Origin of the sequence: Escherichia sp. WS338 (genome assembly GCF_046486405.1) — a bacterium.
In the GTDB taxonomy this organism is placed as follows: domain Bacteria; phylum Pseudomonadota; class Gammaproteobacteria; order Enterobacterales; family Enterobacteriaceae; genus Escherichia; species Escherichia coli.
Genome location: NZ_JBJQLL010000036.1, coordinates 1 through 24,509, shown reverse-complemented (window position 1 = coordinate 24,509; position 24,509 = coordinate 1). Strand labels below are relative to the sequence as shown.

The 24,509-nt window shown below is 52.2% G+C and carries 24 protein-coding genes, 2 pseudogenes and 1 CRISPR repeat array; of the genes and pseudogenes, 21 read left to right on the top strand and 5 right to left on the bottom strand.

What is annotated here, in order from left to right; translation table 11 throughout:
- Positions 1-39 precede the first annotated feature (39 nt).
- The 4 genes from ACJHWT_RS21360 to queD form a co-directional block, all read right to left on the bottom strand.
- Positions 40-615 carry a glycerol-3-phosphate responsive antiterminator gene (locus ACJHWT_RS21360; RefSeq protein ID WP_001130278.1) on the bottom strand — a complete coding sequence of 192 codons (576 nt, stop codon included), beginning with the start codon at positions 613-615 and terminating at the stop codon, positions 40-42.
- Positions 616-631: 16 nt separating this feature from the next.
- Complete coding sequence (locus ACJHWT_RS21355; RefSeq protein WP_000109536.1) at positions 632-892, bottom strand: ferredoxin family protein; 261 nt, start codon at positions 890-892, stop codon at positions 632-634.
- On the bottom strand, positions 883-2,154 hold the full coding sequence (locus tag ACJHWT_RS21350) for an FAD-dependent oxidoreductase (RefSeq protein ID WP_065203377.1): 1,272 nt from the start codon (positions 2,152-2,154) through the stop codon (positions 883-885). The genes ACJHWT_RS21355 and ACJHWT_RS21350 overlap by 10 nt, the downstream gene beginning before the upstream one ends.
- 77 nt (positions 2,155-2,231) lie before the next feature.
- Positions 2,232-2,594 carry a 6-carboxytetrahydropterin synthase QueD gene (gene queD, locus ACJHWT_RS21345; RefSeq protein WP_000108291.1) on the bottom strand — a complete coding sequence of 121 codons (363 nt, stop codon included), beginning with the start codon at positions 2,592-2,594 and terminating at the stop codon, positions 2,232-2,234.
- A gap of 318 nt (positions 2,595-2,912) precedes the next feature.
- Between queD and cysJ the strand changes: the two genes are divergently transcribed.
- From cysJ to cas2e, 12 genes and pseudogenes are all read left to right on the top strand, one after another.
- Positions 2,913-4,712, top strand: a complete 1,800-nt coding sequence (gene cysJ / locus ACJHWT_RS21340; protein ID WP_000211894.1) for an NADPH-dependent assimilatory sulfite reductase flavoprotein subunit — start codon at positions 2,913-2,915, stop codon at positions 4,710-4,712.
- Positions 4,712-6,424, top strand: a complete 1,713-nt coding sequence (gene cysI / locus ACJHWT_RS21335) for an assimilatory sulfite reductase (NADPH) hemoprotein subunit (RefSeq protein ID WP_001290714.1) — start codon at positions 4,712-4,714, stop codon at positions 6,422-6,424. The genes cysJ and cysI overlap by 1 nt, the downstream gene beginning before the upstream one ends.
- A gap of 73 nt (positions 6,425-6,497) precedes the next feature.
- A complete protein-coding gene (gene cysH, locus ACJHWT_RS21330; RefSeq protein ID WP_000039853.1) occupies positions 6,498-7,232 on the top strand; it encodes a phosphoadenosine phosphosulfate reductase in 735 nt (244 codons plus the stop codon).
- 263 nt (positions 7,233-7,495) lie between these two features.
- Entirely contained in the window at positions 7,496-7,648 is a 153-nt protein-coding gene (locus tag ACJHWT_RS21325) for a Hok/Gef family protein (protein WP_000956458.1), read from the top strand.
- Positions 7,649-7,842: 194 nt separating this feature from the next.
- Positions 7,843-10,543, top strand: a pseudogene (gene cas3, locus ACJHWT_RS21320) (CRISPR-associated helicase Cas3').
- 97 nt (positions 10,544-10,640) lie between these two features.
- Positions 10,641-12,203, top strand: coding sequence for a type I-E CRISPR-associated protein Cse1/CasA (gene casA, locus ACJHWT_RS21315; protein WP_001084113.1), 1,563 nt, complete (start codon positions 10,641-10,643; stop codon positions 12,201-12,203).
- Entirely contained in the window at positions 12,200-12,736 is a 537-nt protein-coding gene (casB, locus tag ACJHWT_RS21310; protein ID WP_000029335.1) for a type I-E CRISPR-associated protein Cse2/CasB, read from the top strand. The genes casA and casB overlap by 4 nt, the downstream gene beginning before the upstream one ends.
- 14 nt (positions 12,737-12,750) lie before the next feature.
- Complete coding sequence (cas7e, locus tag ACJHWT_RS21305; protein ID WP_000206444.1) at positions 12,751-13,806, top strand: type I-E CRISPR-associated protein Cas7/Cse4/CasC; 1,056 nt, start codon at positions 12,751-12,753, stop codon at positions 13,804-13,806.
- A 10-nt stretch (positions 13,807-13,816) separates the two neighbouring features.
- Positions 13,817-14,563 (top strand): type I-E CRISPR-associated protein Cas5/CasD, encoded by a 747-nt coding sequence (cas5e, locus tag ACJHWT_RS21300; protein ID WP_000085058.1) that lies wholly within the window; start codon positions 13,817-13,819, stop codon positions 14,561-14,563.
- Entirely contained in the window at positions 14,545-15,195 is a 651-nt protein-coding gene (gene cas6e, locus ACJHWT_RS21295) for a type I-E CRISPR-associated protein Cas6/Cse3/CasE (RefSeq protein ID WP_000281438.1), read from the top strand. Before cas5e ends, cas6e begins: the two co-directional genes overlap by 19 nt.
- Positions 15,192-16,115 carry a type I-E CRISPR-associated endonuclease Cas1e gene (cas1e, locus tag ACJHWT_RS21290; protein WP_000144858.1) on the top strand — a complete coding sequence of 308 codons (924 nt, stop codon included), beginning with the start codon at positions 15,192-15,194 and terminating at the stop codon, positions 16,113-16,115. Before cas6e ends, cas1e begins: the two co-directional genes overlap by 4 nt.
- Positions 16,112-16,405 (top strand): type I-E CRISPR-associated endoribonuclease Cas2e, encoded by a 294-nt coding sequence (gene cas2e / locus ACJHWT_RS21285; RefSeq protein ID WP_000063170.1) that lies wholly within the window; start codon positions 16,112-16,114, stop codon positions 16,403-16,405. The genes cas1e and cas2e overlap by 4 nt, the downstream gene beginning before the upstream one ends.
- A 96-nt stretch (positions 16,406-16,501) precedes the next feature.
- Positions 16,502-17,262: a CRISPR direct-repeat array (repeat unit 29 nt; unit sequence GTGTTCCCCGCGCCAGCGGGGATAAACCG).
- Positions 17,263-17,343: 81 nt separating this feature from the next.
- On the opposite strand, the gene iap is transcribed toward cas2e, so the two are convergent.
- Positions 17,344-18,381 carry an alkaline phosphatase isozyme conversion aminopeptidase gene (gene iap, locus ACJHWT_RS21280; protein WP_000490430.1) on the bottom strand — a complete coding sequence of 346 codons (1,038 nt, stop codon included), beginning with the start codon at positions 18,379-18,381 and terminating at the stop codon, positions 17,344-17,346.
- Positions 18,382-18,632: 251 nt separating this feature from the next.
- Between iap and cysD the strand changes: the two genes are divergently transcribed.
- From cysD to ACJHWT_RS21235, 9 genes and pseudogenes are all read left to right on the top strand, one after another.
- On the top strand, positions 18,633-19,541 hold the full coding sequence (gene cysD / locus ACJHWT_RS21275; RefSeq protein ID WP_000372392.1) for a sulfate adenylyltransferase subunit CysD: 909 nt from the start codon (positions 18,633-18,635) through the stop codon (positions 19,539-19,541).
- A 1-nt stretch (position 19,542) separates the two neighbouring features.
- Positions 19,543-20,970 carry a sulfate adenylyltransferase subunit CysN gene (gene cysN, locus ACJHWT_RS21270; RefSeq protein WP_001090371.1) on the top strand — a complete coding sequence of 476 codons (1,428 nt, stop codon included), beginning with the start codon at positions 19,543-19,545 and terminating at the stop codon, positions 20,968-20,970.
- On the top strand, positions 20,970-21,575 hold the full coding sequence (gene cysC / locus ACJHWT_RS21265) for an adenylyl-sulfate kinase (protein WP_001173653.1): 606 nt from the start codon (positions 20,970-20,972) through the stop codon (positions 21,573-21,575). The genes cysN and cysC overlap by 1 nt, the downstream gene beginning before the upstream one ends.
- Positions 21,576-21,624: 49 nt before the next feature.
- Positions 21,625-21,948, top strand: a complete 324-nt coding sequence (locus tag ACJHWT_RS21260) for a DUF3561 family protein (RefSeq protein ID WP_001246104.1) — start codon at positions 21,625-21,627, stop codon at positions 21,946-21,948.
- 193 nt (positions 21,949-22,141) lie between these two features.
- On the top strand, positions 22,142-22,453 hold the full coding sequence (gene ftsB, locus ACJHWT_RS21255; RefSeq protein ID WP_000517479.1) for a cell division protein FtsB: 312 nt from the start codon (positions 22,142-22,144) through the stop codon (positions 22,451-22,453).
- Between the two features lie 18 nt (positions 22,454-22,471).
- Positions 22,472-23,182 (top strand): 2-C-methyl-D-erythritol 4-phosphate cytidylyltransferase, encoded by a 711-nt coding sequence (gene ispD, locus ACJHWT_RS21250; RefSeq protein WP_000246133.1) that lies wholly within the window; start codon positions 22,472-22,474, stop codon positions 23,180-23,182.
- Positions 23,182-23,661: a 2-C-methyl-D-erythritol 2,4-cyclodiphosphate synthase gene (gene ispF, locus ACJHWT_RS21245; protein ID WP_001219237.1), complete on the top strand. Its 480-nt coding sequence runs from the start codon at positions 23,182-23,184 to the stop codon at positions 23,659-23,661. Before ispD ends, ispF begins: the two co-directional genes overlap by 1 nt.
- A pseudogene (gene truD, locus ACJHWT_RS21240) lies at positions 23,658-24,407 on the top strand (tRNA pseudouridine(13) synthase TruD); the annotation flags it as partial. The gene ispF and the pseudogene truD, both read left to right, overlap by 4 nt.
- Positions 24,408-24,456: 49 nt before the next feature.
- A partial coding sequence (locus ACJHWT_RS21235; RefSeq protein WP_129692851.1) for an IS1 family transposase occupies positions 24,457-24,509 on the top strand: 53 nt, incomplete at its 3' end.

Here is a 24,509-nt window from a genome sequence, read left to right as displayed (position 1 = left end):
CTACAAATCACACAAATTCAACTCGTTACGAGTATCCCGTCAAAGCAATTTTTTCGCTAACGTCCAGACCCCGGTATTCGTGGTGGAAAGCGCCACAACACCCGCGTTAATCGCATTACGCGCATCTTCTTCATCGCACACCAGCCCGCCGGCAATCAGCGGTTGGCGGATTTTCTCCGTCACCCAGCCCAGCACTTTAGGCATACAGCCTGGCAGGATCTCAATACAATCCGGATTCGATTGCGCAACTTGCTTATCAATGTTGTGAAACGAAATCGAATCAACAATAAACAGGCGATGAATACAGAAAAAACCTTCCGCTCTTGCCGCTTTCAACATTGAGGCTTTGGTACTGATAATGCCGTCCGCCTCAGTCACCAGTTTCAAAAACTGAATCACCACTTCTTTATTTGACGCGCCTTCCAGCAAATCAACATGAATAAAAGCATATTTTCCGGCATTTTTAATCTTTTTAACGATTTGACTAATGGTGCAGATATTGCCGTACAACACGGAAATAAACTGGCATTCAGAGTCGATTGCCAGTTGCAGGCTGGCATTATCTTTAACGGCAGCAATCACCGGATTCTGGCGGAGCAGGTGTAAGAGGGGCATAAATTATCCTTATTATTTATCCAAAACGGTAGGTGATGCCGAATCCGGAAGGCGGATAGCGCCACTGTTGTAGTGTTGATTCGTCGCACAGCAAACGGCAGGTGCCACACTCCAGGCAGCCGCGATAATCAACGCGTAAGTCACCTTCCGGTGTGAGCGAAAAAAGACCAGCCGGACAAGCGTTAATCAACCGTTGTACCGTCTGACGCTCAACGGAGTCAGCCGGTACAATGTGCGGCGCATCGGCAACGCGCCAGAGATTACGGGCTACAGACATCGCAGACTCCTGATAACATCGCCCGCCAGATGCCACAGGCCGTGACGACGTAAATGACGCCAGAATAACTGGCGCAGCGGTGGAACAGGTTTATCACCCTGATCCCATAAATCGCGGGAAATATCCTGCATTAACGCAGGCCACGCACGGTACCATCCAGGGCGTTGCAAAAGCGCCGGAACATGCTGATAACGTTGTAGAACATCCCATAGCAGGCTGCGCTCGACGTTGTGATGATAAAGCGCAAACAGATTTTGCGGCTCGCGGTGCTGGCAGGCGCTTATCAGCGTTTGTGCCGCCGCCTGCGTGCCAGTCAGCGCCATATCCATGCCGCGCACGGAAATTCCGGTATTGACGCAACTGCGCAACGCATCGCCCAGCAGCAGCCAGCCGTTACCGGCGTATTGCACCGGCATACTGTGCAAGCCACCTTCTGGCACCAGATGCGCACCATACTCCAGTGATTCCGTGTTTTTGATAAGCGGGCGCACTGCCGGATGCGTTTTAAAGCGAGCCAGCAGCTCGCTTGCCGGAACACGACTTTGCGTAAGGGAAGAGAGCGGGCAAACAATCCCTAACGAGAGCGTTTGTTGATTAGTATAAAGAAATGCGCCGCCGGGTAAGTCATCACAGATCCCGCCGCTGAACAGCAACGCTGCGCCTTCGTTATTCTCCAGATGAAAACGTTCTTCAATAGCGGATGTTTCCAGCGACAGCACTTCTTTGATCCCCAACGCCATCGCTTCGCCAGCAGGACGAGTCACTAACCCGTGACGTTCAGCCAGGACGCTGTTGGCACCTTCTGCCAGCACCACATAACGGGCGCGAAGAATATCGTCACCACAAATGACACCACACTCCCTGCCGTTTTCTTCATACAGTGCATCTACCGTCGCACCGGGGATGCATTCGACACCTTCTTTTTCGGCTTCGGCAACCAGCCACGGATCGAATCGTGCACGTAATACACTCCAGGATTCACCGCCGGGCTGTAAGCTGGAAAACGTCGTTGCGCCATCTGGCGTTAACAGAGAAAGACTTTCGTGAGTGATGCGTCGTTCAAGGGGCGCGGTCAGGTGAAATTGTGGGAGGAGTTCCGCGAGCGCATGGGTGTATAGCCGCCCGCCGGAAAGATTTTTGCTGCCGGGAATTTCCGCTCGTTCCACTAACAAAACGGATAAACCCGCTCGCGCGCAGCGTAACGCGCAAGCGGTGCCAGCAATTCCGGCACCGATAATAATAATGTCGCAGTCGTCTTCCATGTCATGCCCCAGATATCCAGAACACAACACCCTAACATAGCGTTACTTAAGGGAAATTGACCGCCGACACACTCTTATCATTCGCCGCGATAGATACAACCTGCGGTGCAGGTTTCTTTTACCATCACCGCACTTAACAGCGGCACAACCGGTTTAACTTGATCCCAAATCCATTTTGCTAAAATTTCGCTGGTTGGGTTTTCCAGACCTGGAATATCATTGAGATAATGGTGATCGAGACGCTCGTAGGTTGGCTTAAACGCCGCTTTCAGTTCAGCGAAATCGATAATCCAGCCCGTATGCGGATCGACTTCCCCGGTAATTTCCAGTCGCACCATAAAGGAATGCCCGTGCAGGCGACCACATTTATGCCCTTCCGGGACGTGTGGTAAGCGGTGAGCGGCTTCGAAGGTGAAATCTTTAAATAACGTGGTGGACATCATAATTTCTCTACATGACGATAAAACCGCCGTAGAGTACCGGAAAGGCTGTTTTTTCGCATTATCTAAAACGACTTTGTTGCGCAAAATCGCTGATTTATCTTAATGATTGGCTAAATTCATTTGTTTTTCATTGGGTTGGTTAATCTGTTTTGTTGTTAAAGACTATTGCTAAAACAGGTTAGTCGATTTGGTTATTAGTTATCGCTATCCCGTCTTTAATCCACACCGTTCACCCCGTTAACCTTACCTTCTCTTCTGTTTTATGGGCGCTGACAGGGCGCAGAAACAGCTTTGCTTACTGGAACATAACGACGCATGACGACACAGGTCCCACCTTCCGCGTTGCTTCCGTTGAACCCGGAGCAACTGGCACGCCTTCAGGCGGCCACGACCGATTTAACTCCTACCCAGCTTGCCTGGGTTTCTGGCTATTTCTGGGGCGTGCTCAACCAGCAGCCTGCTGCGCTTGCAGCGACGCCAGCGCCCGCCGCAGAAATGCCGGGTATAACTATTATCTCCGCTTCGCAAACCGGCAATGCGCGCCGGGTTGCTGAAGCATTACGCGATGATTTATTAGCGGCAAAACTGAACGTTAAGCTGGTGAACGCGGGCGACTATAAATTCAAACAAATCGCCAGCGAAAAACTGCTCATCGTGGTGACGTCAACGCAAGGGGAAGGGGAACCGCCGGAAGAAGCCGTCGCGCTGCATAAGTTCCTGTTCTCCAAAAAAGCGCCAAAGCTGGAAAACACTGCATTTGCCGTGTTTAGCCTCGGCGATAGCTCTTATGAATTTTTCTGCCAGTCCGGGAAAGATTTTGACAGCAAGCTGGCGGAACTGGGCGGTGAACGCCTGCTCGACCGTGTCGATGCCGACGTTGAATACCAGGCTGCTGCCATCGAGTGGCGCGCCCGCGTGGTTGATGCGCTTAAATCGCGTGCGCCTGTCACGGCACCTTCGCAATCCGTCGCTACTGGCGCGGTAAATGAAATCCACACCAGCCCGTACAGCAAAGACGCGCCGCTGGTGGCGAGCCTTTCGGTTAACCAGAAAATTACCGGGCGTAACTCTGAAAAAGACGTTCGCCATATCGAAATTGACTTAGGTGACTCTGGCCTGCGTTACCAGCCGGGTGACGCGCTGGGCGTCTGGTATCAGAACGATCCGGCACTGGTGAAAGAACTTGTCGAACTGCTGTGGCTGAAAGGCGATGAACCTGTCACCGTTGACGGCAAAACGCTGACCCTGAGCGAAGCGCTACAGTGGCACTTTGAACTGACCGTCAACACCGCGAATATTGTTGAGAACTACGCCACGCTTACCCGCAGCGAAACGCTGCTGCCGCTGGTGGGCGATAAAGCGAAGTTACAGCATTACGCCGCGACCACGCCGATTGTTGACATGGTGCGTTTCTCTCCGGCGCAACTGGATGCCGAAGCGCTGATTAACCTGCTGCGCCCGCTGACCCCGCGCCTGTATTCCATCGCCTCCTCGCAGGCGGAAGTCGAGAACGAAGTACACGTCACCGTTGGCGTGGTGCGTTACGACGTGGAAGGCCGCGCCCGTGCCGGTGGTGCCTCCAGCTTCCTTGCGGACCGCGTGGAAGAAGAGGGCGAAGTCCGCGTATTTATCGAACATAACGACAACTTCCGCCTGCCAGCCAACCCAGAAACCCCGGTGATTATGATTGGCCCAGGCACCGGCATCGCGCCGTTCCGCGCCTTTATGCAGCAACGCGCCGCCGACGAAGCGCCGGGGAAAAACTGGCTGTTCTTTGGCAACCCGCACTTTACGGAAGATTTCCTCTACCAGGTGGAATGGCAGCGCTACGTCAAAGAGGGCGTGCTGACGCGTATCGATCTTGCCTGGTCGCGCGATCAAAAAGAAAAAATTTACGTACAAGACAAACTGCGCGAACAGGGCGCGGAGCTGTGGCGCTGGATCAATGACGGTGCCCATATTTATGTCTGCGGCGACGCTAATCGCATGGCGAAAGACGTTGAGCAGGCACTTCTGGAAGTGATTGCCGAATTTGGTGGCATGGACACCGAAGCGGCGGATGAATTTTTAAGTGAGCTGCGCGTAGAGCGCCGTTATCAGCGAGATGTCTACTAATGAGCGAAAAACATCCAGGGCCTTTAGTGGTCGAAGGAAAACTGACAGACGCCGAGCGCATGAAGCTTGAAAGCAACTACCTGCGCGGCACCATTGCGGAAGATTTAAACGACGGTCTGACCGGCGGCTTTAAGGGCGACAACTTCCTGCTGATCCGCTTCCACGGCATGTATCAGCAGGATGACCGCGACATCCGCGCCGAACGTGCTGAACAGAAGCTGGAGCCGCGCCACGCGATGCTGTTGCGCTGCCGTCTGCCGGGTGGCGTGATCACCACCAAACAGTGGCAGGCGATAGACAAATTTGCCGGTGAAAACACCATCTATGGCAGCATTCGCCTGACCAACCGCCAGACGTTTCAGTTCCACGGCATTCTGAAAAAGAACGTCAAACCGGTGCACCAGATGCTGCACTCGGTCGGCCTTGATGCGCTGGCGACTGCTAACGACATGAACCGTAACGTACTCTGCACCTCGAACCCTTACGAGTCGCAACTGCACGCGGAAGCATATGAATGGGCGAAGAAAATCTCTGAACATCTGCTGCCTCGTACCCGCGCGTATGCGGAGATCTGGCTCGATCAGGAAAAAGTCGCCACTACTGATGAAGAGCCGATCCTTGGTCAGACCTACCTGCCGCGTAAGTTCAAAACCACGGTAGTGATCCCGCCGCAGAACGATATCGATCTGCACGCCAACGACATGAACTTCGTGGCAATCGCCGAAAACGGCAAGCTGGTGGGCTTTAACCTGCTGGTGGGCGGTGGGCTTTCCATCGAACATGGCAACAAGAAAACCTACGCCCGCACGGCGAGTGAGTTTGGCTATCTGCCGCTGGAGCATACGTTGGCAGTGGCGGAAGCCGTCGTGACAACTCAGCGTGACTGGGGTAACCGAACCGATCGTAAAAATGCCAAAACCAAATACACGCTGGAGCGCGTAGGGGTTGAGACGTTTAAAGCGGAAGTTGAACGTCGCGCGGGGATCAAATTCGAGCCGATTCGCCCGTATGAGTTTACCGGACGCGGCGATCGTATTGGCTGGGTTAAGGGCATTGATGATAACTGGCACCTGACGCTGTTTATCGAAAATGGTCGCATTCTTGATTATCCGGGACGTCCGCTGAAAACCGGCTTGCTGGAGATCGCGAAGATCCACAAAGGTGATTTCCGCATTACGGCGAACCAGAATCTGATCATCGCCGGCGTGCCGGAAAGCGAGAAAGCGAAGATCGAGAAGGTCGCCAAAGAAAGCGGGTTAATGAATGCCGTCACGCCGCAGCGTGAAAACTCAATGGCCTGCGTGTCATTCCCGACTTGCCCGCTGGCGATGGCGGAAGCGGAGCGTTTCCTACCGTCTTTTATCGACAACATCGATAATTTAATGGCGAAACATGGTGTCAGCGATGAGCATATCGTGATGCGTGTAACAGGCTGCCCGAACGGTTGTGGTCGCGCGATGCTGGCGGAAGTGGGTCTGGTGGGGAAAGCGCCGGGTCGCTACAACCTGCATCTTGGCGGCAACCGCATTGGGACACGTATCCCACGGATGTATAAAGAAAACATCACCGAGCCGGAAATCCTGGCGTCGCTTGATGAACTGATAGGGCGCTGGGCGAAAGAGCGCGAAGCGGGTGAAGGCTTCGGCGACTTTACGGTGCGTGCGGGCATCATTCGCCCGGTGCTCGATCCGGCGCGCGATTTGTGGGATTAACCATTAGCCCGGTCTTGTAGGCCTGATAAGACGCGTGAGCGTCGCATCAGGCAAGGCAAACAGTGAGGAATCTATGTCCAAACTCGATCTAAACGCCCTGAACGAACTGCCGAAGGTAGATCGCATTCTGGCGCTGGCGGAAACTAACGCCGAACTGGAAAAACTGGACGCTGAAGGCCGCGTTGCCTGGGCGCTGGATAATCTGCCCGGTGAATATGTACTTTCTTCCAGCTTTGGCATTCAGGCGGCGGTGAGCCTGCATCTGGTGAATCAGATTCGCCCGGATATTCCGGTGATCCTCACCGATACCGGCTATCTGTTCCCAGAAACCTACCGCTTTATTGACGAGTTAACGGACAAACTCAAGCTCAACCTGAAAGTGTACCGCGCTACCGAAAGCGCCGCCTGGCAGGAAGCGCGCTACGGTAAACTGTGGGAGCAGGGTGTTGAGGGGATTGAGAAGTACAACGAGATCAACAAAGTCGAACCGATGAACCGGGCGCTGAAAGAACTGAATGCGCAAACCTGGTTTGCTGGCCTGCGCCGTGAACAATCCGGCAGCCGCGCCAATTTACCGGTGCTGGCAATTCAGCGTGGCGTATTTAAAGTGCTGCCGATTATCGACTGGGATAACCGAACTATTTATCAGTACCTGCAAAAACATGGCCTGAAATATCACCCATTATGGGACGAAGGATATTTATCGGTCGGTGATACCCATACAACCCGTAAATGGGAACCCGGCATGGCGGAAGAAGAAACGCGTTTCTTTGGCTTAAAAAGAGAATGTGGGTTACACGAAGGGTAAATATTGCCGGATAAATTAAACGCCCCTGTCAGAAATGATGGGGCGTTTTTATTTTGCGAGCAGCATTCCGGCATTTAAAGGTGAACATCGCAGGGAGAATTAACAGGTATAGAATGGAGTTGGGTGCTTGAGGCTGTCTGGCGTTAAGCATTCGCGAGGTTCCAGATGGACAAAAGCCCCAGGCGATATTTCTATCAACCTGAGGCCAGCGTTCGAACCTAAGCAATTCGAATGTTAGTCTCTTCTTTGCAGGGAGGCAAGACATGCTGACAAAATATGCCCTTGTGGCAATCATCGTACTGTGTTGTACAGTACTGGGATTCACGCTGATGGTAGGCGACTCGTTGTGTGAGTTGAGTATCAGAGAACGTGGTATGGAGTTTAAGGCAGTTCTCGCTTACGAATCGAAGAAGTAGCCACCACGCGGGGGTAAAACCCCGCGTACTGAATTGTGATGGTTTGGTCTCCTGCACCCTTTTTTAATTTATATTGTTTATGTGAATATTATGCCTATGTTTATTATTTATATATATTATGGATGAAAATCATTTAATTATTCACAATGTAAATATTTTATTGAAAGATATATGTCACAGATAATTTTTAATATATGCGTGAATATCCTTTAAGTTTTACTGAAGGATAAAAATATTGTGACTTTCTTTTATTTCTGGGGAAAAACCCGACGCGGCGAGAAAGACGGGGGCGAAGACTATCACCTTCTTTGCTGGCATTCGCTGGATGTAGCCGCGATGGGCTATTTAATGGTTAAAAGCAATTGCTTCGGACTGGCTGGCTATTTTCGTCAATTAGGTTTCGCTGACACGGAGCTGGCAGCACAATTTTTCGCCTGGCTGCTGTGCTGGCACGATATTGGAAAATTTGCCCGCTCTTTTCAGCAACTTTACCTGCACCCACAACTCAAGGTTCCGGAAGGCGCAAGAAAGAATTACGAAAAGATCTCTCATTCAACGCTGGGCTACTGGTTGTGGAACCATTATTTAAGTGAATGTCAGGAGTTGCTTCCTTCATCTTCACTCTCTCCGCGCAAACTTAAACGGGTGATGGAGATGTGGATGCCCATGACTACCGGGCATCATGGTCGACCCCCTGAGCGTATGGATGAACTGGATAATTTTCTGCCTGAAGACAAAGGTGCCGCACGAGATTTTCTCCTTGCAATCAAGGTACTGTTTCCGCTCATAGAGATCCCCACATTCTGGGATGATGACGAGGGCGTTGAACTTATAAAACAACTTTCCTGGTATATCTCTGCAACCGTCGTACTTGCAGACTGGACGGGATCGTCAACGCGATATTTTCCACGCGTTGCACAGGCAATGGATATTGAAGATTACTGGCAGAAAACTTTAGTTCAGGCTCAAAACGCCTTAACCGTCTTTCCTCCAAAAGCAGAAAGCGCGCCTTTCACCGGAATTAATACGCTGTTTCCTTTTATTGAGAATCCGACACCGCTACAGCAAAAGGTGCTGGATCTGGATATCAGCCAGCCGGGACCACAGTTATTTATTCTGGAGGATGTAACCGGCGCAGGTAAAACAGAAGCGGCGCTTATCCTGGCGCACAGGTTGATGGCTGCGGGGAAAGCGCAGGGTTTGTTTTTTGGCCTGCCAACAATGGCAACGGCCAATGCCATGTACGATCGACTGGTCAAAACCTGGCTTGCTTTCTATTCGCCAGAGTCCCGCCCCAGCCTGGTGCTGGCACACAGTGCCCGAACATTAATGGACCGCTTTAATGAATCACTCTGGTCCGGTGATTTAGTCGGGTCAGAAGAACCGGATGAACAAACGTTCAGTCAGGGATGTGCGGCCTGGTTTGCCGACAGTAACAAGAAGGCGCTACTGGCTGAAATTGGCGTCGGCACGCTGGATCAGGCGATGATGGCTGTGATGCCGTTCAAACATAATAATCTGCGGCTTCTGGGACTGAGTAACAAAATCCTGCTGGCTGATGAGATCCATGCCTGTGACGCTTACATGTCATGCATTCTTGAAGGGCTGATCGAGCGGCAGGCGCGTGGCGGAAACAGCGTCATTTTGCTTTCTGCCACGTTATCTCAACAGCAGCGCGACAAACTCGTCGCCGCCTTTGCGCGTGGTATAGAGGGCCAGCAAGAAGCTCCGTTGCTGGAAAAGGATGATTACCCCTGGCTGACGCACGTTACGAAATCCGATGTGCATTCACACCGGGTAGCGACGCGCAAAGACGTTGAGCGCAGCGTGAGTGTGGGTTGGCTTCATAGCGAACAAGAGTGTATTGCGCGTATCGAATCGGCGGTAAGTCAGGGGAAATGTATCGCCTGGATCCGAAATTCTGTCGATGACGCCATCCAGGTTCATCGTCAGTTACTTGCCCGCGGCGTCATTCCTGCTTCCAGCCTTTCACTTTTTCATAGCCGCTTTGCTTTTAGCGATCGCCAGCGAATTGAAACGGAGACGCTGGCACGCTTTGGTAAAGAAGACTGTTCACAGCGTGCCGGAAAAGTCCTCATTTGTACTCAAGTCCTGGAGCAGAGCGTTGACTGCGACCTGGACGAAATGATTTCCGACCTTGCCCCTGTTGATTTACTGATCCAGCGGGCGGGGCGATTACAGCGGCATATCCGCGATATTAATGGTCTGTTAAAGCGTGACGGAAAAGACGAGCGTTCCCCTCCTGAATTGCTGATTCTGGCTCCCGTCTGGGACGACTCTCCGGGTGACGAATGGTTTGGCAGCGCCATGCGTAACAGTGCATATGTCTACCCCGATCATGGGCGAATCTGGCTGACGCAGCGTGTGCTGCGTGAGCAAGGCGCTATTCAGATGCCACACGCAGCCCGGCTTCTTATTGAATCAGTCTACGGTGAAGACGTGGCAATGCCGGAAGGATTTGCCCGCAGTGAGCAGGAGCAAGTGGGCAAATATTACTGCGATCGCGCAATGGCTAAAAAGTTTGTCCTGAACTTCAAGCCTGGCTATGCCGCCAATATCAACGATTACCTTCCGGAAAAGCTGTCGACACGTCTGGCTGAGGAATCTGTTTCCCTGTGGCTGGCTACCTGTATTGACGGTGTGGTGAAGCCTTATGCCACCGGTGCTCACGCATGGGAAATGAGCGTTGTCAGAGTGCGTCGAAGCTGGTGGAAAAAACATCGGGATGAGTTTTCTTTACTGGAAGGGGATGCGTTCAGGCAGTGGTGCATTGAACAGCGGCAAGATCCGGAGATGGCAAACGTGATTTTAGTCACCGATGACGAAAGTTGCGGGTATTCGGCTATGGAAGGATTGACTGGCAAGGTTGGTTGAGATGCCTGCGACAGGGCTCTCTGAATAGTTGATACACAGAAAAAGATGGAAGGATGGACAACCGGCCAGGGATGGTCTTTTTTACGAGAGGATGCGTATGAACTCGTTTTCACTTCTGACAACCCCGTGGTTGCCCGTTCGTTTTAAAGACGGAACAACAGGCAAACTGGCGCCAGTCCATCTGGCGGATGAAAATGTTGTCGATATAGCTGCGCCGCGGGCAGATCTCCAGGGGGCGGCATGGCAGTTTTTGCTGGGGCTACTACAAACCAGCTTCGCGCCAAAAGATCATCGTCGTTGGGATGATATCTGGGAAGACGGACTGGAAGCTGAAAAGCTACGGGAGGCATTGCTGCCATTAGAGCACGCTTTCCAGTTTGGGCCAGATTCCCCTTCATTTATGCAGGATTTTGAGGCGCTCACGGGAGATAAAGTTCCGGTCGCTTCGCTACTGCCTGAGATTCCCGGCGTTCAAACAACAAAGTTTAATAAAGACCACTTTATCAAGCGTGGTGTAACGGAACACCTGTGCCCACAGTGTTCTGCACTAGCCTTGTTCTCTCTACAGTTAAATGCGCCGTCAGGCGGCAAAGGCTATCGCACCGGCTTACGCGGCGGTGGGCCGATGACTACTCTGATTGAATTACAGGAATATCAGGGCAATCAACAAACTCCCTTGTGGCGCAAAATGTGGCTCAACGTGATGCCGCAGGATGAAGCCGACTTACCGCTACCCAAAAAATTTGACGGTCTGGTTTTCCCCTGGCTTGGCCCGACGCGCACCAGCGAACTGGCCGGTGCGGTGGTAACCGATGATCAGGTTAATAAACTCCAGGCGTACTGGGGAATGCCGCGGCGTATTCGTATTGATTTTAATACCACGACAGTCGGCAACTGCGATATTTGCGGCGAGCAGAACGACGCGCTCCTGAGCCTGATGACGACCAAAAATTACGGTGCGAATTATGCCATGTGGCAGCATCCTTTAACGCCTTACCGTATACCACTTAAAGAGGGTGGCGAGTTTTACTCGGTCAAACCACAACCGGGCGGTTTAATCTGGCGCGACTGGTTAGGCCTTATCGAAACGGGTAAGTCAGAAAACAATACGGAACTTCCTGCACTGGTGGTGAAACTCTTTAATGCCAGCAGTCTGAAACAGGCAAAAGTGGGCCTATGGGGATTTGGTTATGATTTTGACAACATGAAAGCGCGCTGTTGGTACGAACACCATTTCCCGCTACTGCTCAATAAAAAAGAAGGCCAGATACCGAAGCTGCGGCTGGCTGCGCAAACGGCTTCACGGATTCTGAGTCTGTTACGGAGTGCATTGAAAGAAGCATGGTTCTCCGATCCAAAAGGTGTAAGGGGTGATTTCAGTTTTGTGGATATCGACTTCTGGAACAAAACTCAGCATCGCTTCCTGAGGTTAGTGCGCCAAATTGAAGAAGGTCAGGATGCGGATGAATTACTCGGCAAATGGCAAAAGGAAATTTGGTTATTCGCGCGTCAGGATTTTGACGAGCGTGTATTCACTAATCCTTATGAGCCCGTTGATTTGAAACGCGTCATGACCGCGCGCAAGAAATATTTTACAACATCGGCGGAGAAGCAAAGTGCTAAAGCCGCCAGGGAGAAAAAGCAGGAGGCTGCTGAATGAGTATTGTAAAAGAGGAGCACAAAGCCACGCTGCGTAAATGGCACGAAGAGTTGCAGGAAAAACGCGGCAATCGTGCCAGTCTGCGGCGTAGCACAACGGTTAATGATGTTTGTCTGTCAGAAGGGTTTCGTTCTCTGCTGATGCAGACCCACACGTTGTGGAAAATTGAATCACAGGAGTGGCGTTTTACCGCACTGGCGCTGGTTGCCGCCGTTGCCGCCAATGTAAAAGCCATTGATGAACGGCAGCCTTTTGCCGCGCAGTTGGCGGCGGTAATGTCTGAGGGGCGTTTTACTCGCCTGTCGGCAGTCAAAACGCCGGATGAATTACTGCGCCAGTTACGTCGCGCGGTCAAATTATTAAATGGTTCCGTCAATCTTATCTCTTTGGCAGACGATATTTTCCGCTGGTGCCAGGAGAGCGACGATCTGCTCAATCATCACCGCCGCCAGCAGCGGCCAACAGAATTTATCCGTATCCGCTGGGCGCTGGAATATTACCAGGCTGGCGACGCCGATAACGAACAAAATTAATAAAGGACTATCTCATGACGACATTTATTCAGCTTCATTTGTTAACCGCTTACCCTGCTGCCAACCTTAACCGTGATGACACCGGTGCGCCAAAAACTGTGGTACTGGGTGGAGCAACGCGTCTGCGCGTTTCCTCACAAAGTCTGAAACGTGCGTGGCGCACTTCTGCACTTTTTGAACAGGCACTGGCGGGCCATATTGGTATTCGCAGTGGGCGTATTGCGCGTGAGGCGGCAACTATCCTGATTGAGAAAGGCATCGAAGAGAAAAAAGCCATCGAATGGGCGGCAAAAATTGCGGATTATCTTGGGAAAGCTAAAAACGACAAAAAACCAAAAGATCCGCTCACTAACGCCGAAACTGAACAGCTAGTCCATATCAGCCCGGCAGAATTTGACGCCGTAAAAGCGCTGGCCCATCAACTGGCCGAAGAAAAGCGCGCGCCAAAAGAGGAAGATCTCGCTTTGTTACGTAAAGATCGCATGGCGGTAGATATCGCTATGTTTGGTCGTATGCTGGCGAATAAACCCGAATTTAATGTTGAAGCCGCCTGCCAGGTCGCGCATGCATTTGGTGTCAGTGAAACGATTGTCGAAGATGATTTTTTCACCGCCGTTGATGATTTGCGCCAGGCTTCTGAAGATGCCGGTGCCGGGCATCTTGGTGAAACCGGATTCGGTTCTGCGCTGTTCTACACCTATATCTGCATCGATAAAGATCTGCTGGTCGAAAACCTCGGCGGTGACGAAGCGTTAGCTAATCAGACCTTGCGCGCCTTTACGGAAGCCGCACTTAAAGTCTCCCCAACCGGCAAACAGAACAGCTTTGCCAGCCGTGCCTACGCCTCCTGGGCGCTGGCAGAAAAAGGCACTGAACAACCACGCTCTCTGGCGGCGGCTTTCTATGAACCCATTAATGGCACCCTCCAGTTAGATGTGGCGGTGCAGCGTATTACAACGCTTCGCGAAAATATGAATACGGTCTATGAACAGAAGACCGAATGTGCAAGCTTTGACGTGATGAACAAACAGGGAAGCATGAAGGACGTGCTGGACTTTATCTGCGCGTAAGGGGCGGCTAATGAGCCAATATTTGATTTTTCAGCTTCATGGGCCAATGGCATCCTGGGGCGTCGATGCCCCTGGCGAAGTGCGTCATACCCATGAACTGCCTTCGCGCTCAGCATTGCTGGGGCTGCTGGCTGCCGGGGTAGGGATTCGGCGTGATGATACCGAACGATTAAACGCGTTTAACCGCCACTATTCACTGGTGGTTTGCGCCAGCCGTAACCCGCGCTGGGCACGGGATTATCACACGGTCCAGATGCCAAAAGAGGTGCGTAAAGCGCGTTATTTCAGCCGTCGCGAAGAGTTGAGCGCCCCTGATCTTCTGAGCGCGATTATCTCCCGGCGCGACTACTACACCGATGCCTGGTGGATGGTGGCGGTGGCAACAACCCCCGATGCGCCTTACAGCCTTGAACAGTTGCAGGACGGTTTACGTCATCCGGTTTTTCCGCTTTATCTGGGGCGAAAAAGTCATCCGCTGGCGTTACCACTTGCGCCGTTACTGCTCGAAGGCAACGCGTCTGATGTCTTACGTAACGCATACCAACAGTATCAGGATAGTTTCCGCGAACTGAAAGTCTCACTCCCGAAACTTCAGGATGAATGCTGGTGGGAAGGGGAACACGACGGCCTGGTCGCGAGCAAAATATTACGTCGCCGGGATGTTCCTTTAAATCGTCAGCAGTGGCTGTTTGGGGAACGCACCATCAATCAGGGGCCGTGGCTCAGCAAGGAGGAACCATGTACCTCTCAAGAATAACCTTACATACCGGCCAGCTTTCCCCAGCGCAGTTGCTGCATCTGGTGGATCGCGGTGAATATGTAATGCATCAGTGGCTGTGGGATCTTTTTCCTGGCGGCAAAGAAAGGCAATTTCTTTATCGTCGGGAAGAACTCCAGGGGGCGTTTCGCTTTTTTGTCCTGTCGCAGGAACGCCCGGCGGAAAGTGATATTTTCACCATCGAATGCCGACCATTTGCGCCAGAGTTGCGTACCGGACAATCCCTTTGTTTCAACCTGCGGGCGAATCCAACAATTTGTAAAGCGGGCAAACGCCACGACTTGCTGATGGAGGCGAAACGGCAGGTGAGGGGGCAGGTGGAAGGAAGTGATGTCTGGTTGCATCAACAACAGGCTGCGCTGGACTGGCTGGCAGCGCAGGGGGAGAGAAGCGGTTTTACACTGCTGGATACTTCGGTTGATGCCTACCGACAACAGCAACTGCGGCGGGAAAACTCCCGGCAACTGATCCAGTTCAGTAGCGTGGATTATACGGGGATGCTTACGGTCACCGATCCTGGGTTATTTCTGCAACGTCTCAGTCAGGGGTATGGCAAAAGCCGGGCGTTCGGTTGTGGTCTGATGCTGATCAAACCCGGAGCAGAGGCGTGACGTTTGTACCGCTGAGCCCGATCCCATTAAAAGATCGCACTTCCATGATCTTCCTCCAGTACGGTCAAATCGACGTACTGGACGGCGCTTTCGTGCTGATCGACAAAACCGGGATCCGCACGCACATTCCGGTGGGATCGGTCGCCTGCATTATGCTCGAACCGGGAACGAGAGTTTCCCACGCGGCGGTGCATCTGGCCGCCACGGTGGGGACGCTACTGGTCTGGGTCGGTGAAGCGGGTGTTCGCGTCTACTCTTCCGGACAACCCGGTGGGGCGCGTGCTGATAAGTTACTCTACCAGGCAAAGCTGGCTTTAACGGAAGATCTACGTCTGAAGGTGGTGCGCAAAATGTATGAATTACGTTTTCGTGAGCCACCGCCAGCTCGCCGTTCAGTGGAGCAGCTACGTGGAATTGAGGGATCCCGCGTTCGCCAGACGTATGCATTACTGGCGAAACAATATGGTGTGAAATGGAATGGTCGCAAATACGATCCTAAAGACTGGGAAAAAGGCGATGTTGTGAATCGCTGCATCAGTGCTGCCACATCATGTCTGTACGGTATTTCTGAAGCGGCAGTATTAGCCGCGGGATATGCGCCCGCTATTGGATTTATCCATAGTGGCAAACCGCTTTCATTTGTTTATGACATAGCCGATATCATTAAATTTGATTCGGTTGTGCCAAAGGCATTTGAAATAGCAGCGAGGCAACCCGCAGAACCAGATAAAGAAGTCAGGTTGGCCTGTCGTGATATTTTCCGTAGCAGTAAGTTAACGGGCAAATTAATTCCGTTAATCGAGGAAGTGCTTGCCGCAGGTGAAATTGAACCACCACAACCCGCGCCGGATATGTTACCGCCTGCCATCCCTGAACCTGAAACGCTGGGCGATAGCGGTCACCGGGGACGCGGCGGATGAGTATGGTCGTCGTTGTTACAGAAAATGTCCCTCCGCGCTTACGTGGACGGCTCGCGATCTGGCTACTTGAAGTGCGTGCCGGTGTTTATGTCGGAGATACGTCCAAACGTATTCGGGAGATGATCTGGCAGCAAATCTCTCAACTGGCAGGTTGCGGAAATGTAGTGATGGCCTGGGCGACCAATACCGAGTCAGGTTTTGAATTTCAGACCTGGGGTGAAAATAGACGTATTCCGGTGGATTTGGATGGGTTGCGTTTGGTTTCTTTTCTTCCTGTTGATAATCAATAAGTTATCCGTTCTTTAAAAATAAGGAAATGTTTTAATTTAGTTGGTAGATTGTTGATGCGGAATAAATTTGTTTAAAAACAGTTATGTATGCTTAGTGTGTTCCCCGCGCCAGCGGGGATAAACCGGCAGGCACGGGCAATATCAGACTCGGTCAAAGGTGTTCCCCGCGCCAGCGGGGATAAACCGCGTCTGCATACCCCTGTTTTTGCTCTTAGCCAGTGTTCCCCGCGCCAGCGGGGATAAACCGTCGGTAAACGACTGGGTGCATAAATACAAGGGGTGTTCCCCGCGCCAGCGGGGATAAACCGCTCGGTTGTTTTCATATTACCGGCCTGCCACTGTGTTCCCCGCGCCAGCGGGGATAAACCGACAATATCCCGGACCGGGCGCTGATTTAGTCAGTGTTCCCCGCGCCAGCGGGGATAAACCGCTTTTCATCAATCGGAGCATATTTGCGATCGAGTGTTCCCCGCGCCAGCGGGGATAAACCGCGGACGGTGGGAATATAGAAAATCCGTCCACCGTGTTCCCCGCGCCAGCGGGGATAAACCGTTATACTCTTTTCATCGACTAAGGAGGGGAGGGTGTTCCCCGCGCCAGCGGGGATAAACCGCAATAACGCAGCATCCAGGAAGCTGTTTCCGCGTGTTCCCCGCGCCAGCGGGGATAAACCGCGATCGGTGAAGAGGTCCGCGAAATACTCACTGTGTTCCCCGCGCCAGCGGGGATAAACCGGTGATGATTCAGAGCAGACATTAGCCCGCGCTGTGTTCCCCGCGCCAGCGGGGATAAACCGGGTAAAAACACGGTCTGAACCGACATTCATGTGTGTTCCCCGCGTCAGCGGGGATAAACCGGACGCACTGGATGCGATGATGGATATCACTTAGAATTCCCCGCCCCTGCGGTAGAACTCCCAACTCCCATTTTCATACCCATCAAGACGCCTTCGCCAGCTCCTTCACCAGCGGTAGCATTATCCGCATAACATCACGGCAGCGACGTTCTATTCTTCCTGGAAGTGCCTTATCAATATGTTGTTGATTATCCAGTCTTACGTCATGCCAGCTATTTCCCGCAGGGAATGCAGCTGTTTTTGCGCGTTGCTGATAACCATCCTTATTCCCAAGATTCCAATTTGTTGCTTCTACCGAAAGTACGGCAATACCGGCTTTGTCGAAAACTTCGGCGTCATTACAACAGCCAGTACCCTTCGGATAATTTTTATTCAAACCCGGATTGGTCGTTGCGGCAATTCCATGACTACGCGCAATTGCCAGCGCCCTGTCGCGCGTTAATTTCCTTACTGCTTCAGGGGTTTTTACACCGCTGTTGAAATACAATTTATCGCCAACAATTAAGTTATCGAGATTAATCACCAGCAGCGTATTTTTCTTTTCGGTGTCACTCATCCGCTTGAGTAAATTCTCAGCGCCTAATTTTCCTTCCTCTTCGCCGCTGGTCGCCACAAATCGAATACCATACTCGGTAGGCGTATTTTTCAGGCGTTCAGCCAGTTCCAGCATGACACCTAAACCTGCGGCGTTATCATCCATTCCTTGTAACGTTAGCCCGCCGAGATTGGCATCGGCGTCAGCATCGCTCAGCGGGGCGTAAGTATCCAGATGCGCCATAATGATGATCTGCTGCGGCGCTTTGCCTTCATGAGCGGCAATCACCGTACTTCCCGTCACGTTATGCCAGCTCTTGCGATTATCGCGGGCGGTATAAATATACCGACTATTAAATGTCCGAATATCACTGCGATAACCCATTTGCTGAAACTGCTGGCGAATATAATCGGCAGATAACATTTCTGCAGGAGTTCCGGTCATGCGTCCCGGAAAGAAAGTAGCAATATGTCGTGCCTGGGTATTAGCAAAATCGCCAGGTTTAGGTGACGAGGCGTGTACGGGGAGAATAAAGCATACGCCGAGCGCCAGGGCAGCGGTACGGTGGCGCAATGCGGAAAACATAGTGAGTCCTTAAATACCATGCAAATTTTTTTACCGCCATAGTATGAAACTGCCGCTGCGCTAAAACAATTTCAAATCTTCCTAAACGCCCGAAATCCGGTGCCTTAAGCACTTTTTGATATTAGCTTTGCCAAATCGTTATTCCGTTAAGGAACTACTCATTCTAATTGGTAATTTCATTCGTTCTCTTACGCTCCCTATAGTCGAAACATCTGATGGCAAGAAAATAGCGGTATTGCAAAGGAACGGTTATGGATCAAAAACGACTTACTCACCTGCGGCAACTGGAGGCGGAAAGCATCCACATTATTCGCGAGGTGGCGGCAGAATTCTCAAATCCGGTGATGCTCTACTCTATCGGTAAAGATTCCAGCGTCATGCTGCATCTGGCGCGCAAGGCGTTTTATCCAGGTACGCTGCCTTTCCCGTTGCTGCATGTCGATACCGGCTGGAAATTCCGCGAGATGTATGAGTTCCGCGATCGTACGGCTAAAGCCTACGGCTGCGAGCTGCTGGTGCATAAAAACCCGGAAGGCGTGGCGATGGGGATTAATCCATTCGTTCATGGCAGCGCGAAACATACCGATATTATGAAAACTGAAGGCCTGAAACAGGCGCTGAATAAATACGGTTTTGATGCCGCCTTCGGTGGTGCGCGCCGTGACGAAGAGAAATCCCGCGCTAAAGAGCGAATCTACTCTTTCCGTGACCGCTTCCATCGCTGGGATCCGAAAAATCAGCGCCCGGAGCTGTGGCACAACTACAACGGGCAAATTAACAAAGGCGAAAGCATTCGCGTCTTCCCGCTCTCTAACTGGACCGAGCAGGATATCTGGCAATACATCTGGCTGGAAAATATCGACATTGTTCCGCTGTATCTCGCTGCGGAACGTCCGGTTCTGGAACGCGACGGTATGTTGATGATGATTGATGACAACCGTATCGACCTGCAACCGGGCGAAGTGATCAAAAAACGGATGGTGCGTTTCCGTACGCTGGGCTGCTGGCCGCTGACCGGTGCGGTGGAGTCAAATGCACAAACACTGCCGGAGATCATCGAAGAGATGCTGGTTTCCACCACCAGTGAACGTCAGGGCCGCGTGATTGACCGCGACCAGGCGGGGTCTATGGAGCTGAAAAAACGTCAGGGGTATTTTTAAGATGAACACCGCACTTGCACAACAAATCGCCAATGAAGGCGGCGTCGAAGCCTGGATGATTGCGCAACAACATAAAAGCCTGCTGCGTTTTCTGACCTGTGGTAGCGTCGATGACGGCAAAAGTACCCTGATTGGTCGCCTGCTGCACGATACCCGCCAAATCTACGAAGATCAGCTCTCATCGCTGCATAACGACAGTAAGCGTCACGGCACCCAGGGCGAAAAGCTGGATCTGGCACTGCTGGTGGACGGCCTGCAAGCTGAGCGCGAACAGGGCATCACTATTGATGTGGCCTACCGCTATTTCTCTACCGAGAAGCGTAAATTTATTATCGCCGACACCCCAGGGCACGAGCAGTACACCCGCAATATGGCGACTGGCGCATCGACATGTGAACTGGCGATCTTACTGATCGATGCCCGTAAAGGCGTGCTCGATCAGACCCGTCGTCACAGTTTTATCTCCACACTGTTGGGGATCAAACATCTGGTCGTGGCGATCAACAAAATGGATCTGGTGGATTACAGTGAAGAGACGTTCACCCGTATTCGTGAAGATTATCTGACTTTTGCCGGGCAGCTGCCGGGTAATCTGGATATCCGCTTTGTGCCGCTCTCCGCACTGGAAGGCGACAACGTGGCTTCGCAAAGTGAAAGTATGCCGTGGTACAGCGGTCCGACACTGCTCGAAGTGCTGGAAACCGTGGAGATCCAGCGAGTGGTGGATGCTCAGCCAATGCGCTTCCCGGTGCAGTACGTTAACCGTCCGAATCTCGATTTTCGTGGCTACGCCGGAACGCTGGCATCCGGTCGCGTGGAAGTCGGGCAACGTGTCAAAGTGCTGCCCTCTGGTGTGGAATCAAACGTCGCGCGGATCGTGACTTTTGATGGCGATCGCGAAGAAGCCTTTTCCGGAGAAGCGATCACCCTGGTGCTGACGGATGAGATCGACATCAGCCGTGGCGATCTGCTGCTGGCGGCAGACGAAGCGTTACCGGCTGTGCAGAGCGCGTCGGTGGATGTGGTATGGATGGCGGAACAGCCGCTTTCCCCGGGCCAGAGTTATGACATCAAAATTGCCGGTAAGAAGACGCGTGCTCGTGTTGATGGCATTCGTTATCAGGTTGATATCAATAACCTTACCCAACGCGAAGTTGAAAACCTGCCGCTGAACGGCATCGGCCTGGTAGATCTCACCTTTGACGAGCCACTGGTGTTAGATCGTTATCAGCAAAACCCGGTTACAGGTGGGCTGATTTTTATCGATCGCCTGAGTAATGTGACCGTAGGTGCCGGTATGGTGCACGAACCAGTTAGCCAGGCAACTGCTGCGCCATCTGAATTCAGTGCATTCGAACTGGAATTGAATGCCCTGGTTCGCCGCCATTTCCCGCATTGGGGTGCGCGCGATTTACTGGGAGATAAATAATGGCTCTGCATGACGAAAACGTCGTCTGGCATAGCCACCCAGTAACTCCGCAACAACGCGAACAGCACCACGGTCATCGTGGTGTTGTGCTGTGGTTTACCGGCCTCTCTGGTTCCGGTAAATCAACCGTCGCGGGGGCGCTGGAGGAGGCGTTACATAAACTTGGCGTCAGTACGTATCTGCTGGATGGCGACAATGTTCGCCACGGATTATGCAGCGATCTCGGTTTTAGCGATGCCGATCGTAAAGAGAATATCCGTCGCGTCGGTGAAGTGGCGAATTTGATGGTTGAAGCCGGACTGGTGGTGCTGACCGCATTCATCTCGCCACACCGCGCCGAACGCCAGATGGTTCGTGAACGCGTAGGAGAAGGGCGCTTTATCGAAGTGTTTGTCGATACGCCGCTGGCGATTTGCGAAGCCCGCGATCCAAAAGGCTTATATAAGAAAGCGCGTGCCGGTGAACTGCGCAACTTTACGGGAATAGATTCCGTTTACGAAGCGCCTGAATCGGCAGAAATTCATCTCAATGGTGAACAATTAGTAACAAATTTGGTACAGCAATTATTAGATCTGTTGAGACAGAACGATATTATCAGATCCTGAGACACCACCGGGTTTCCATGCCCGGTTCGTCAAAGTAACAGGATCAAATATGCGTAATAGCCATAACATTACACTAACAAATAACGACAGCCTTACTGAGGATGAAGAAACCACATGGTCACTGCCTGGTGCCGTGGTCGGTTTTATCTCATGGTTATTTGCGCTGGCGATGCCGATGTTGATTTATGGCTCTAACACGCTGTTCTTCTTTATCTACACCTGGCCTTTCTTTCTGGCACTGATGCCTGTCGCGGTAGTGGTGGGGATTGCGCTGCATTCATTGATGGACGGAAAGCTACGCTACAGTATTGTTTTCACCCTGGTGACAGTAGGCATTATGTTTGGCGCACTGTTTATGTGGCTACTGGGCTAATTTGTACTTTCTTGTCTCCTCTGTTCATAATTCAAACCGTAACTAATAATGAGATTATGTTCTGCACGCCCTGGGTATACGTAACAATGGACAAATGTGGTACATTTGCCCGCGTTGTCGCGGTATCCCCAACAGAGGATGTAGAGTCGTCTTCGGATGCATGGGATGATGATGCCGTTTTTCAGGGGGCAGGATGGGTAAACTAACGCTGCTGTTGCTGGCTATTCTGGTCTGGCTACAGTATTCGCTGTGGTTCGGTAAGAACGGTATACATGACTATACTCGCGTCAATAATGATGTGGCGGCACAGCAAGCTACAAACGCGAAACTTAAAGCGCGAAACGATCAGCTTTTTGCCGAAATTGACGATCTCAATGGCGGCCAGGAGGCGCTCGAAGAGCGTGCGCGTAATGAACTCAGCATGACCAGGCCGGGCGAAACTTTTTATCGTCTGGTGCCTGACGCGTCGAAGCGCGCACAGTCTGCGGGGCAAAACAATCGATAAATCAGCCCGGGAATTAACATGGCAACCACTCATTTGGATGTTTGCGCCGTGGTTCCGGCGGCCGGATTTGGCCGTCGAATGCAAACGGAATGTCCTAAGCAATATCTCTCAATCGGTAATCAAACCATTCTTGAACACTCGGTGCATGCGCTGCTGGCGCATCCCCGGGTGAAACATGTCGTCATTGCCATAAGTCCTGGCGATAGCCGCTTTGCACAACTTCCTCTGGCGAATCATCCACAAATCACGGTTGTTGATGGTGGTGAAGAGCGTGCCGATTCCGTGCTGGCAGGTCTGAAAGCCGCTGGCGACGCGCAGTGGGTATTGGTGCATGACGCCGCTCGTCCTTGTCTGCATCAGGATGACCTCGCGCGATTGTTGGCGTTGAGCGAAACCAGCCGCACGGGAGGGATCCTCGCCGCGCCGGTGCGCGATACGATGAAACGCGCCGAGACGGGTAAAAATGCCATTGCTCACACCGTTGATCGCAATGGCTTATGGCACGCACTGACGCCGCAATTTTTCCCTCGTGAGTTGTTACATGACTGTCTGACTCGCGCTTTAAATGAAGGCGCTACCATTACCGATGAGGCCTCGGCGCTGGAATATTGCGGTTTTCATCCGCAACTTGTTGAAGGCCGCGCGGATAACATCAAGGTAACGCGTCCGGAGGATTTGGCGCTGGCCGAATTTTACCTCACCCGAACCATCCATCAGGAGAATACATAATGCGAATTGGACACGGTTTTGACGTACACGCCTTTGGCGGTGAAGGCCCAATTATCATTGGTGGCGTGCGCATTCCTTACGAAAAAGGGCTGCTGGCGCATTCTGATGGCGACGTGGCGCTGCATGCGTTGACCGATGCATTGCTTGGCGCGGCGGCGCTGGGAGATATCGGCAAGCTGTTCCCGGATACCGATCCGGCATTTAAAGGTGCCGACAGCCGCGAGCTGTTGCGCGAAGCCTGGCGTCGTATTCAGGCGAAAGGTTATGCCCTCGGCAACGTCGATGTCACTATCATCGCGCAGGCGCCGAAGATGCTGCCGCATATCCCACAAATGCGCGTGTTTATTGCCGAAGACCTCGGCTGCCATATGGATGATGTTAACGTGAAAGCCACTACTACGGAAAAACTGGGATTTACCGGACGTGGGGAAGGGATTGCCTGTGAAGCGGTGGCGCTACTCATTAAGGCAACAAAATGATTGAGTTTGATAATCTCACTTACCTCCACGGTAAACCGCAAGGCACCGGGCTGCTGAAAGCCAATCCGGAAGACTTTGTGGTGGTGGAAGATTTGGGCTTTGAGCCTGATGGTGAAGGTGAGCATATTTTGGTTAGAATCCTCAAAAACGGCTGCAATACCCGTTTTGTGGCGGATGCACTGGCGAAATTCCTGAAAATTCATGCCCGTGAAGTCAGCTTCGCTGGGCAAAAAGACAAACATGCTGTTACGGAACAGTGGTTATGTGCTCGCGTGCCGGGCAAGGAAATGCCCGATCTGAGCGCCTTTCAACTGGAAGGCTGCCAGGTGATGGAGTATGCGCGGCACAAGCGCAAGCTGCGTTTAGGCGCGCTGAAAGGTAACGCCTTTACCCTGGTTCTGCGCGAAGTGAGCAATCGCGATGACGTTGAACAACGTCTGATCGATATTTGCGTAAAAGGTGTACCGAACTACTTCGGTGCCCAACGTTTTGGGATTGGCGGTAGCAACTTGCAGGGCGCGCTGCGCTGGGCGCAAACCAATACTCCGGTGCGCGATCGCAATAAACGTAGTTTTTGGTTGTCGGCAGCCCGCAGTGCGTTGTTTAATCAGATTGTTGCTGAGCGCCTCAAAAAAGCAGACGTTAATCAAGTTGTTGACGGCGATGCGCTACAATTAGCCGGACGTGGTAGCTGGTTTGTCGCAACCACCGAAGAACTGGCGGAATTACAGCGTCGCGTCGGTGATGCTGCCAACTTACTGATTTAGTGTATGATGGTGTTTTTGAGGTGCTCCAGTGGCTTCTGTTTCTATCAGCTGTCCCTCCTGTTCAGCTACTGACGGGGTGGT